We start from the raw sequence: 11562 nt of genomic DNA on the forward strand, positions 1-11562 counted from the left end.
GGGTGGGGACGGGGGTGGGGTGGCGGGGGTTAGTCGCAGGCGGTGCCGTCGCCGTCTCGGTCCAGGTCGTAGATGTCGTCGCCGATCACTTTGATTGGTCCGCTGACGTAGGCGGGACCGTTGCCACTGCCACCGGCGCAGTCGACGTCGCTGGCGATCGGGACGCAGCCGCTGTAGTTCGGGTCGCACTTCGACGCCTGCGGCTTCTTGGTGCCGACGGCGACGACCTGGGTCACCGGCTGCTTCGTCACGGCGGACTTGACGAGCTTCCTGCCCGTCGTCACCCCGTCGGTGGTGGTCACCTCGTAGGTCAGGGTCCGTACCCCGTTCACGCCCTTGGTGCGGACGACCCGCTTGCCCTGGGCCAGCGACGAGTCCATGACGGTCCGCTCGCCGTACCGGATGGTGGCCCGCTCCGTCACCGTCGTCACCTGCACCACGGGCGCGGCCGCCGCGCTGGACGCGCTGGGTGCCACCGACGGGGGTGCCGACGAAGGCACAGTGGAGGGTGCGGCAGCCGACGACGACGCCTCCTCGGTCGGCTCGCCGGGTGTGGCCAGGATGGGCTGCTGCGGCTGCTCGGCAGCGGTGCCGGCCTGGGTCGGCTTCGGCTCGCCGGTCAGCGCGCTGACGATGGCGGTGCCGGTGCAGCAGAGCAGCAGGATCGACAGGGTCACCGAGCCGAGGATCACGGCGGCCCGACCGGCGGGAGTGGTCCGACGGAACCAGTTGGGCCGGGGCTGCTGGCCGGGCGGCGGCGGGTACGACGGACCCGGGTTCTGTGGTGGTTGCATCGTCACGGCGATGAGTGTCGTCGCAAACACCGTGTGCAATATCCACCGTCGCGTTCGTCACCTGCGCCTTTCGCTTCCCGGGACGGGTCGGTGGGCGCGCCTGTGGGGGACGAGTCGATAGGCGCGGCAACCCACCAGGCCGGCGGGGCAGGGCCGATCGTGCGGGTGTCAGCACCACCAAAAACCGCAAATCACCATGCACCGGTTCGATGAGCGATCGGACGCCCGTCGCGGCGACGAAACTGTCGCGATGCCGTCACTCGGACGCGTTCATCGCTCCTGCAACCCCCAGCGAGGCGTCGGGGCCAGCGCCCTCGGCCGCGCACCCCGACACCGGCCCACGCGCCGGTGGCGGGCAACTCCAACGCGATGACCGGGTTGAGGGAGGTATGCCAGACCACCGCCTGGTGCCCGTACTCCCGCGTCGACAACGAGTGGACGACGAGAGTACGGGACGGGCGGGATCAGCCGATGCTGACGAGGGCGTTGTCCATTGCGCCGCGGAACTGGTCGTTGTTGGACAGACCCGGTCCCTTGGCGCCGATGTTGACCTTCGCCGTGTTGGTGATGGTCATCGTGGCACCGGTCGAGGACGCCACCGTCTCACTGCCGACGATCAGGCTGAGGACGTCACCGCGCCGCTTGCACTGGACGAACTTCCAGCCCTGGTCGGCGATGGAGGCGTCGGCGGTGATGAGCAGCGACGCCGCCCCGTTGGGGCCGGTGCCGGCGATCCGGCAGCCCGGCTTGCCGTCGTCGAGCTGGAGCTTCCACTGCGCCGGGTCGGCGAAGACGCCTTTCTGCATGAGGTTGGCGCCGCTGGTCACCTGACCGGCTGAAACCTTCACCAGTGTGCTGATGGTGAAGTCCTGGCTGCCCGGGTTGAGGTTGGCGGCATCCGGGACCTGGACGACGGCGCTACCGGAGGCCGGGAAGGCGATCGCCGGGCTGGCGCCCCCACCACTGGGGCGGGTCGTACGCGAGATGGCGCCCGGGGCACCGACCGCGATGCAGCCGGAGTCGCCGGGGGTGGCGACGTCGGCAAAGCACCCGGTCGTCCACGGACCGGGCTCGATCTGCCCGGTGGGAGTGGCGTCGAAGTCGAGGCGCAATTCCTCGGTGGCGGCGTACGCGGGTGCGGTGTCAACCAGGACTGCGGAGGCGAGAGCGGTGACGCCCAGAGCGAGTGCGGACATGGCACGACCCATGGTGGCCCTCCAGAGATTGGTCTGCAGGCCCCCGTGTGGCCGCAGCGCATCAATATGATCACTATGAGTACGGCCGCTGTCAATGCCGTCCGGGGTGGCCGGTCACCGTTCCTGCAGGCCCCAGGGGGAGCCGTATCCGTTCAGCAGATCGAGGAAGGGCATCGGGGGCAGCGCCTCCGGCCCGAGCACCCCGACACCGGCCCACGCGCCGGTGGCGAGCAACTCCAACGCGACGACCGGGTTGACGGCGGTCTGCCAGACCACCGCCTGGTGCCCGTACTCCCGCATCGACCACTCGTTGTCGACCACGTGGTACAGGTAGACCTCGCGGGGTCGCCCGTCCGGGCCGAGGCCGCGTACCCAGGTGCCGGCGCAGGTCTTGCCGCGCATCCGGGCGCCGAGCGTGGCCGGGTCGGGCAGACTCGCGGCCACCACGTCACGCGGGGAGACCTCGACCCCGCGGACCCGCACCGGGGAGACCGCGTCCAGGCCGAGCTTGTGCAGTGTCTTGAGCACCTCGATGAACTCGTCGCCGAGGCCGTACTTGAAGGTGACCCGCCGGGCGTTGACCCAGCGCGGGATGAGCAGCACCTCCTCGTGTTCGACGTTGACGCACTCGACCGGCCCGATGCCCTCCGGGAAGTGGAAGACCTCCGGCTCGGAGAACGGTTCGGTGGTGAACCAGCCCCGGTCCCGCTCCCAGACGACTGGCGGGTTGAGGCACTCCTCGATGGTGGTCCAGATGGAGAACGAGGGCGCGAAGTCGTACCCGTCGACGGTGAGGTTCGCCCCGTCCCGCACACCGATCTCGTCGATCTCGCTGAACAGCTCGTCGGCGGCGTACCGGGCGAACACGTCCGACAGGCCGGGCTCGACCCCGATGCCGCAGAGCGCGAGCCGACCGGCAGTCGACCAGGTGTCGGCCAGTGCGAACTGTTCGTCACCGAGCTTCACGCCGGTCTCGGCGTGCGACAACGACATCGCCATGTCCAGGTAGTCCGCGCCGGCCGCGAACGCGCCGTCGAAGATCGGCATGACGAAGCGCGGGTCGACGGCGTTGAGCACGTGCGTGATCCGGTGCTCCCGGCACAGCGCGGTGACCGCGTCGGCCGAGGCAGCGTCCACCTGGGCGGCGACGAAGCGGTCACCGTGCCCGACGACCGCCCGCTGGGCGCGAGCGGGGTCGTGGTCGGCAACCACCATGGTCTCGAAGAAGGTCCGTCGGGCGGCGATGGCTACGGCGGCGGAGCCGACACCACCGGCGCCGACGAGGAGGACACGCATCAGGAATCAAACCCCAAACCGAAACGATCGAGAGTACGGAGCCAGAGGTCGCGCCGGCCCTCGCGCGCGTCGGCGCGGGCCAGTGACCAGCGGGTGAGATTGATGCCAACCGCGCGGACGGGTTCCGGCGGGAACGGCAGTGGCTTGCGGCGAACCAGGTCGAGCCCTGTCAGCGGGGTGTTCCCGCCGTCGAGCAGGTCGAGCAGCACCCGGGCGCCGAAGCGGGTGGCCCCGACGCCGAGACCGGTGTAGCCGGCCGCGTACGCCAACCGGCCGCCGTAGGCGGTGCCGAAGAACGGGCAGAACCGGGTGCAGGTGTCGATGACGCCGCCCCAGCGGTGGCTGAACCGCACGTCCGCGAGCTGTGGGAACGTGGTGAAGAAGTGGCGGGCGAGGGTGGTGAAGGTGGCCGGTCGTTGCTCCAGCTTGGGTGCGACCCGGTTGCCGTAGTGGTAGACGGCGTCGTAGCCGCCGAAGAGGATCCGCCCGTCGGCGGTGATCCGGTAGTAGTGGAACTGGTTGGCGGTGTCGGCGAGCCCCTGCCGGTTGCGCCAACCGATGGCGTCGCGCTGGGCCGGGGTGAGCGGCTCGGTCATCAGCACGTGGTCGTAGACCGGCACCAGGTAGGCCCGCAGCCGGCGCAGCAGCGGCGGGAACGCGTTGGTGGCCAGCACCACCCGACGCGCCCGCACCGAGCCGGGTCGGCCGTCGGCCCGGGCGTCGACCGGGTGGGCGGTGGGCTCGGCGCCCAGGGTGCTGGCGTGCAGCGCGGCACCGTCGGCGCGCAGCCCGGTGACCCTTGTGTGTTCGTGCACGCGTACGCCGAGGTCGAGGCAGGCGCGGCGAAGCCCCCAGGCCAGCTTCGCCGGGTCCACCATGGCCACCCGGTCGGCGTCGAACATCCCACCCAGGTAGGTCGGTGAGTGCACCTCGGCGCGCACCTCGTCCCGGTCGAGCAACCGCACCCGGTGGCCGTACCGGCGGGCCAGGTCCGCGTCGGCGGCCAGCCCGTCGAGTTGGTACGGCTCGACGGCGACGGCCAGCTCACCGGTGCGCTCGAAGTCGCAGTCGATGTCGAACGTCACGACGGTGGCGGCAATGGCGTCCAGGTTGTCCCGGCCGAGACGTTCCAACTCGCCGACCTCGTCGGGGAACCGGTCGACGCCGTTGGCGAGGCCGTGGGTCAGCGAGGCGGCGCAGAACCCGCCGTTGCGCCCGGACGCGGCCCAACCGCAGGTCCCGGCGTCGACGAGCAGCACGTCCCGGTCCGGGTCGGCCTGCTTCGCCAACCGCGCGGCCCACAGCCCGCTGTACCCGCCGCCGATCACCAGCAGGTCGGCGGAGTGCGGGCCGACCAGTGCCGGCAGCGGGTCGGGGCGGTCCGGACGGTCGAGCCAGTACGGCACGGGTGCCGCGTCGGCCAACGCCCGGCCGGTGTGCGGAATCGTCATGACGGAGCACCGGTCGGAAGACCCGCATCCGGGAGGGTCATGACGACCGACGCAGGTGACCCGGCGGCCCGGCCAGCAGGTTGGCGCGGCGGGCCCGTCGACCGCGCAGCGAGCTGAGCCCCACCAGCAGCAGCGCGACCGCGAACATCGCGGTGCCGATCACGTTGACCTGCGGTGGGATGCCACGCTGGGCAGCGCCCCACACGTACATCGGGAACGTGACGGTGGTGCCGGCGTTGAAGTTCGTGATGATGAAGTCGTCGAAGCTCAGCGAGAAGGCCAGCAACGCGGCGGCCACGATGCCGGGCAGCACCAGCGGCAGGGTGATCCGCCGGAAGGTCTGCCACTCGTTGGCGTAGAGGTCCATGGCGGCCTCCTCCAGCCGCCGGTCCATCCCGGCGAGCCGCGCCTTCACGGTGACCACCACGAACGACACGCAGAACATCACGTGCGCGATCAGGATGGTCCAGAAGCCCTGCGGCACGCCCGCCGACACGAACAGGGCCAGCAACGACGTGCCCATCACCAACTCCGGGGTGGCCATCGGCAGGAAGATCAGCACGTTGATCCCGGACCGACCCCGGAAGCGGTGCCGGACCAGCGCGAACGCCATCAGGGTGCCGAGCACGGTGGCGACCACTGTGGCGAGGAAGCCGATCTGCACGCTGCGGACCACGGCGTCACACATGTCCGAGGTGGCACACGGCTGCCGCCAGTTGTCCAGTGTGAACTCGTTGAAGTCGTACGACAGTCGGCTCGACGGCCTGTTGAACGACAGTGCGGCCACCACCAGGATCGGCAGCGCCAGGTAACCGAGCACCAGCAACGCCACGATCATCACCCAGCGGTCCGCCAACCAGCGCGAGAGTCGCATTAGAGGACCTCCTCCGTGCCGGCCCTGCGCAGATAGCCGAAGACCACCGCGAGGATCGCCGCCATCAGCAGGAACGACAGTGCGGCGCCCTGCGGATAGTCCAGCCGGACCAGGAACGCCGAGTCGATGACGTTCCCGATCATGTATTCGTTCGGGGTGCCGAGCAGTTCGGCGTTGATGTAGTCGCCGCTGGCGGGGATGAAGAACAGCAGCGTGCCGGCGACCAGACCGGGCATGGACAGCGGCAGCGTCACCCGCCGGAACGCCTGCGCCGGGCTCGCGTACAGGTCGGTGGCCGCCTCGAGCAGCCGGGGGTCCAGCCGCTCCAGGCTCGCGTACAGCGGCAGCACCAGGAACGGCAGGAAGTTGTACGTCAGGCCGAGCACCACAGCGAACGGCGTGGCCAGCAGCCTGCCGTCCGGTGCGAGCAGGTGCACGTCCCGCAGCAGGCCGACCAGCGCGCCGTTGTCCGACAGGATCGTCTTCCAGGCCAGCGTGCGGACCAGGAAGCTGGTGAACATCGGCGCGACCACGCACACCAGCAGCAGGTTCTTCCACCGGCCGGCCTTCTGCGCGATCGCGTACGCCAGCGGGTAGCCGAGCAGCAGCGCCAGCACCAGGGCCAGCCCGGCGTAGCCGAACGAACGCAGGAACTGCGGCCAGTACGCCTGCACCACATCCGGGTAGTTGCCGAACGCCCAGGTCATCGCGTACCCGGTGGAGAGCGAACCGCTGGGGTCGTACAGGCTGGCCGCCGCCAACTGCGCCAGCGGCACGCCGAAGAAGATGAGCAGCCAGGCAGCGCCGGGCAGCAGCAACAGGTACGGCAGGAGCCGGTGCCGCCCGGGTCGAGGTGCCGAGGGCGGTGGCTCCCCCGATCCGGTGCGGGCCAGGAGGGTCATGACGGCGCGCCGACCGGCTCGTCGAGCACCGGCGACGTCCGGTCGGTGTCGGCGGCGTCGCGGGGCAGCAGAAACGCGTGCCGGGGATCCCAGTACGCCACGGCTTCGCTGCCGACCGGCACCCGCTCCGACGCGCCGCTGTTGGCGGCGAAGACCGACACCTCGGTGCCCCAGCCGGTGCGCAGCAGGTACTGCGTGCTGACTCCCACGTAGGAGGCGTCGGTGACCACCCCGGTGACGTGCTGATGTCCTTGGGGCACCTGGTCGGCGGAGCCGACCAGAATCAGCTTCTCGGGGCGTACCCCAAGGTGAACCGGACCGTGATCGGCCCGCGACCGGCCGGCGGGCACCGAGAACCGCGTGCCGTGCGCCGTCACCGCGACGTCGCCGCCGCCGGCGCCGGTGGCCTCCCCGGCGAGCAGGTTGGACTGGCCGAGGAAGTTCGCCACGAACGCGGTGGCGGGGAACTCGTAGATGTCGGCCGGGGCACCCAACTGCTCGATCCGGCCGGCGTTCATCACCGCGACGGTGTCGGCCATGGTCATGGCCTCCTCCTGGTCGTGGGTGACGTGCACGAAGGTGATGCCGACCTCGATCTGGATGCGCTTCAGCTCGATCTGCATCTGTCGGCGCAGTTTCAGGTCGAGTGCGCCCAACGGTTCGTCGAGCAGCAGCACCTGCGGCCGGTTGATCAGGGCGCGGGCCAGCGCGACCCGCTGCTGCTGACCACCGGAGAGCTGGGCGGGGCGGCGGTTGCCGTAACCGTCGAGCTGCACCAGGGACAGCATCCGGGTGACCTCGTCGTCGACCGAGCGGATGCCGCGTCGGCGCAGCCCGAAGGCGACGTTCTCGAAGATGCTGAGGTGGGGGAAGAGCGCGTAGCTCTGGAAGACGGTGTTGACCGGCCGCTTGTACGGCCGCAGCCGGGCGATGTCCCGGTCACCGAGGAGCACCTGGCCGGTTGTCGGTTCCTCCAGGCCGGCGATCATCCGCAACGTGGTGGTCTTGCCGCAGCCGGACGCGCCGAGCAGCGCGAAGAACGAGCCCTGTTCGATGGTCAGGCTGAGGTCGTCGACAGCGGTGAAGACGCCGAAGCGTTTGGTGAGGTTGGCCAGGCGCAGGTCGCCGGCGGGTGTCTCGCGCGCCATCCCCGTCACGCCCCGATGACCTGCTGGAACTTGCCCTCGTACTCCCGTTCCTGCTTCTCGTCCAGGGCCATGAACACCTTGGACTTCGACAGCAGCGCCTCGTCGGGGAAGATCAGCGGGTTCGCTGCCAACTCGGGGTCGATCTTCTCCATCTCGGCCTGCGCGCCCTTGACCGGGCAGATGTAGTTGACGTAGGCGGCGAGCTTCGCCGCGACCGCCGGCTCGTAGTAGTAGTTGATCAGCGCTTCGGCGTTGCTCTTGTGGGTGGCCTTGTTGGGGACCATCATGTTGTCGCTGTAGAGCATCACGCCGGAGTCCGGCGCGACGAACCGCACCTTCTCGTCCTCACCGGAGAGTTGGATCACGTCCCCGGACCAGCCGATGCACGCGGCGATGTCACCCTTGGCCAGGTCGGGCGCGTAGTCGTTGCCGGTGAACTTGCGGATCTGGCCGGAGTCGACGGCCTTCTTGAGCTTGTTGAGGGCGTCGTCGAACTGGGCGGCGGTGAAGTTCGCCGGGTCGTGCCCGTTCGACCCGAGCAGCAGACCCATCGTGTCGCGCATCTCGCTGAGCGCTGTCACCTTGCCCTTGAGGTCGGGGCGGGTGAGCAACTCGTCCACTGTGCGCAGTTCCTTCGTGACGTTGCCGTTGTACGCCAGACCGGCGAGGCCGGACTGCCACGGGATGGAGATCCGGTTCTCGGTGTCGAAGGGGCGGTTGAGCAGCGACGGAAGCAGGTTGGCCTGCACGTTCGGGATGTTCGCCGGGTCCAGCTTCTGGATCCAGCCGAGCCGGATCATCCGGGCCGCCATCCAGTCGGTCAGCACGATGATGTCCCGGTCGGTGCTCTGGCAGGCGGCGAGCTGGTTCTGGACCTTGCCGAAGAACTCGTTGTTGTCGTTGATGTCCTCGGTGTAGGTCACCTGGATGCCGGTCTTCGTGATGAACTCGTCGAGGCTCGGCCGCTTGGACTCGTCCTTCTCGTCCACGTCCATGTACTGCGGCCAGTTGGCGAAGGCGAGCTTCTTCTCGGTGCCGGAGAGGTCCTCGCTGACGCAGCCGGCTTCGGTCTGCTGCGCACCGTTGGTGCCGCAGCCCGCGAGGCTGCCGCCCATGGTGAGCAGGGCGGCCGAACCGAGAGTGCCGGTGAGCAGTCCACGCCGGGAGAGGGGCCGGAGGGGAGTACGCATGACGACTCCTAGGGGGTCATCGTCGGCGGGCGGGACGGGGAGGCGCGCCGGCGGGAATGTCGGGAGGATGAAGTGCCATGGACGACTGATCCTGACATGAGGTGACCTCCCTTACAAGGGATTCCGTTGCGGGAATAGCGATGTACGACGAAATACGCCAGACTACGCGGGGATACACGCGCGACATCACGATTCGGGATATGGGGAGCGGGCAATGACAAACCGGCAGCACGAGAACAGCAACGGCGGTCGACGCGTCGCTGTCCGTGACGGTGCCAATCACGCTCTGCTGGATGACGTGGCCAAGCAGATCATCGAGCAGCTCCAGGAGGACGGCCGCCGCCCCTACGCGACGATCGGCAAGGCGGTGGGGCTGTCCGAGGCGGCGGTCCGCCAGCGGGTGCAGCGGCTGCTCGACTCCGGCGTGATGCAGATCGTGGCGGTGACCGATCCGCTCCAGCTCGGCTTCCCCCGGCAGGCGATGATCGGCCTGCGTACCGACGGTGACCTGGAGGCGGTCGCGGACCGGCTGGCCGAGCTGGAGGAGGTCGACTACGTGGTGATCACCGCGGGGTCGTTCGACCTGCTCACCGAGGTGGTCTGCCGCAACGACGACCACCTGCTGGAGATCCTGCAACGGCTGCGCGCCGTGCCCGGGGTGCTCTCCACCGAGGCGTTCGTCTATCTCAAGCTGCGCAAGCAGACCTACACCTGGGGCACGGCCTGAGCTTTCCTTTGATCAACTCGGCTTTCCGGAAGTCGGGGTGTCCGGGCCGCCCTGATGCCCCGGTTTCCGGCAACCCGAGTGGATCGAGCCGGCGGCCGCGGGGGGAGCTACCACCGGTCAGGCCCTTTGGAGCTGATGTCGCAAACGATTCAGCGGCCGGCGGACGCGACCTGGACAGCCGAGCGGCACCCGACGACAGCCGTGATGCCGCAACCGATTCGGCGGCCGGCGGGCGACCTGGACGGCCGAGCGGCACCCGACCGACTCGTCCTGATGTCGCAAACGATTCAGCTCCAAAGGCAGCCACCAGCACACCTCCGGCCCCCGCCCAGACTCCCGCCGACCGCCGACGAACCGGCCAGCAGCAGTACGAATTCCGTTGCATCCATGACGTCAGCGCGCTGAATCCGTCGCCAACGGACGGTGATACCGCCGATAACACTTGCTTCGTAGCGTGAGACTGTGCGATAACCGTTGGCAGAGCGGCCGGCCTCACCCCGTTGACCGGCCCGATGACCGATGGGGCTGACATGGCCAACGCCACCGACCACCTCTGGATGCACTTCACCCGGATGGCGAGCTACTCCGCCGGTGAGGTGCCGACCATCGTGCGCGGCGAGGGTGCGTACGTGTGGGACGCGCAGGGCCGCCGCTACCTCGACGGGCTCGCCGGGCTCTTCGTGGTCAACGCCGGCCACGGCCGCACCGAGTTGGCGGAGGCTGCCGCCAAGCAGGCCGGCGAGCTGGCCTACTTCCCGCTCTGGTCGTACGCCCACCCGAAGGCCGTCGAGCTGGCGGAGCGGATCGCCGCGCTCACCCCCGGCGACCTCAACCGGATCTTCTTCACCACCGGGGGCTCCGAGGCCGTCGAGGCGGCGTGGAAGCTGGCCCGCGCCTACTTCAAGCGCACCGGCAAGCCCAACAAGTACAAGGTGATCAGCCGCTACATCGCCTACCACGGCACCTCCATGGGCGCCCTGTCGATCACCGGCCTGCCCGGCATCAAGAGCGACTTCGAGCCACTGGTGCCGGGCGCGATCAAGGTGCCGAACACGAACTACTACCGGGCGCCCGAGCACGGCGACGACCCCGAGGCGTTCGGCCGTTGGGCCGCCGACGAGATCGGTCGGGCCATCGAGCGGGAGGGGCCGGACACTGTCGCCGCGGTCTTCCTCGAGCCCGTGCAGAACTCCGGCGGGTGCTTCCCACCCCCTCCCGGCTACTTCGACCGGGTACGGGAGATCTGCGACGCGTACGACGTGCTGCTCGTCTCGGACGAGGTGATCTGCTCGTGGGGCCGGTTGGGTGAATACTTCGGCGCGGTGCGCTACGGCTACCAGCCGGACATCATCACCACCGCCAAGGGCATCACCTCCGGCTACGCCCCGCTCGGCGCGATGATCGCCAGCGACCGGCTGATGGAGCCGTTCCTTACCGAGACCGGCATGTTCGCCCACGGGGTGACCTTCGGTGGACACCCGGTCTCCTGCGCGGTGGCCCTGGCCAACCTGGAGGTCTTCGCCCGCGAAGACCTGGTCGGGCACGTACGCGCCAACGAGGCCGCCTTCCGGGCCACCCTGGAGAAGCTGTACGACCTGCCGATCGTCGGCGACGTCCGCGGCGACGGCTACTTCTACGGCATCGAACTGGTCAAGGACAAGACCACCCGGGAGACCTTCAACGAGGCCGAGTCGGAGCGCCTGCTGCGCGGCTTCCTCTCCACCGCCCTGTTCCAGGCGGGCCTCTACTGCCGGGCCGACGACCGGGGCGACCCCGTCATCCAGTTGGCCCCGCCCCTGATCGCCGAGCAGCAGCACTTCGACGAGATCGAACAGATCCTCCGCACAGTCCTAACCCAAGCCTGGACCAAGCTCTAACCCCACCCACCCACCCCAGACCGTGTTGATCAAGAGGTTTGCGTCAAGAACGCGCCAGACCATGACCGAAACCTCTTGATCAACGCCGGGAACGGCGGGGGCCGGGC

The 11562-nt window shown here is 69.3% G+C and carries 10 protein-coding genes; 2 read left to right on the plus strand and 8 right to left on the minus strand.

All coding sequences use genetic code 11. The annotated features are described in order from the left end of the window. Positions 1-29: 29 nt before the first annotated feature. The 8 genes from IF22_RS0132410 to IF22_RS0132445 all read right to left on the minus strand — a co-directional run bounded on the left by IF22_RS0132410 (position 30) and on the right by IF22_RS0132445 (position 8851). A complete protein-coding gene (locus IF22_RS0132410) occupies positions 30-794 on the minus strand; it encodes a G5 domain-containing protein (protein ID WP_245233807.1) in 765 nt (254 codons plus the stop codon). A gap of 464 nt (positions 795-1258) precedes the next feature. Beyond that, on the minus strand, positions 1259-1990 hold the full coding sequence (locus IF22_RS0132415) for a LamG-like jellyroll fold domain-containing protein (protein ID WP_030338293.1): 732 nt from the start codon (positions 1988-1990) through the stop codon (positions 1259-1261). 114 nt (positions 1991-2104) lie between these two features. Beyond that, complete coding sequence (locus tag IF22_RS0132420; RefSeq protein ID WP_030338295.1) at positions 2105-3286, minus strand: saccharopine dehydrogenase family protein; 1182 nt, start codon at positions 3284-3286, stop codon at positions 2105-2107. Further along, complete coding sequence (locus IF22_RS0132425; RefSeq protein WP_030338296.1) at positions 3286-4737, minus strand: NAD(P)/FAD-dependent oxidoreductase; 1452 nt, start codon at positions 4735-4737, stop codon at positions 3286-3288. Before IF22_RS0132425 ends, IF22_RS0132420 begins: the two co-directional genes overlap by 1 nt. Before the next feature lie 37 nt (positions 4738-4774). Beyond that, positions 4775-5611 carry an ABC transporter permease gene (locus tag IF22_RS0132430; protein WP_036412865.1) on the minus strand — a complete coding sequence of 279 codons (837 nt, stop codon included), beginning with the start codon at positions 5609-5611 and terminating at the stop codon, positions 4775-4777. Further along, positions 5611-6513: an ABC transporter permease gene (locus tag IF22_RS0132435; RefSeq protein ID WP_030338300.1), complete on the minus strand. Its 903-nt coding sequence runs from the start codon at positions 6511-6513 to the stop codon at positions 5611-5613. The genes IF22_RS0132430 and IF22_RS0132435 overlap by 1 nt, the downstream gene beginning before the upstream one ends. Next, on the minus strand, positions 6510-7661 hold the full coding sequence (locus IF22_RS0132440; RefSeq protein WP_030338302.1) for an ABC transporter ATP-binding protein: 1152 nt from the start codon (positions 7659-7661) through the stop codon (positions 6510-6512). Before IF22_RS0132440 ends, IF22_RS0132435 begins: the two co-directional genes overlap by 4 nt. Positions 7662-7666: 5 nt before the next feature. Further along, positions 7667-8851 carry a polyamine ABC transporter substrate-binding protein gene (locus IF22_RS0132445; RefSeq protein WP_030338305.1) on the minus strand — a complete coding sequence of 395 codons (1185 nt, stop codon included), beginning with the start codon at positions 8849-8851 and terminating at the stop codon, positions 7667-7669. 214 nt (positions 8852-9065) lie between these two features. Here IF22_RS0132445 and IF22_RS0132450 point away from each other — a divergent pair, with 214 nt between their 5' ends. Together IF22_RS0132450 and IF22_RS0132455 are read left to right on the plus strand one after the other, a co-directional pair. Beyond that, on the plus strand, positions 9066-9578 hold the full coding sequence (locus IF22_RS0132450; RefSeq protein ID WP_030338307.1) for an Lrp/AsnC family transcriptional regulator: 513 nt from the start codon (positions 9066-9068) through the stop codon (positions 9576-9578). Between the two features lie 530 nt (positions 9579-10108). After that, positions 10109-11455 (plus strand): aspartate aminotransferase family protein, encoded by a 1347-nt coding sequence (locus IF22_RS0132455; RefSeq protein WP_030338309.1) that lies wholly within the window; start codon positions 10109-10111, stop codon positions 11453-11455. Positions 11456-11562: the final 107 nt, after the last annotated feature.

The sequence above is a fragment of the Micromonospora parva genome (genome assembly GCF_000718515.1).
In the GTDB taxonomy this organism is placed as follows: Bacteria; Actinomycetota; Actinomycetes; order Mycobacteriales; family Micromonosporaceae; genus Micromonospora; species Micromonospora parva.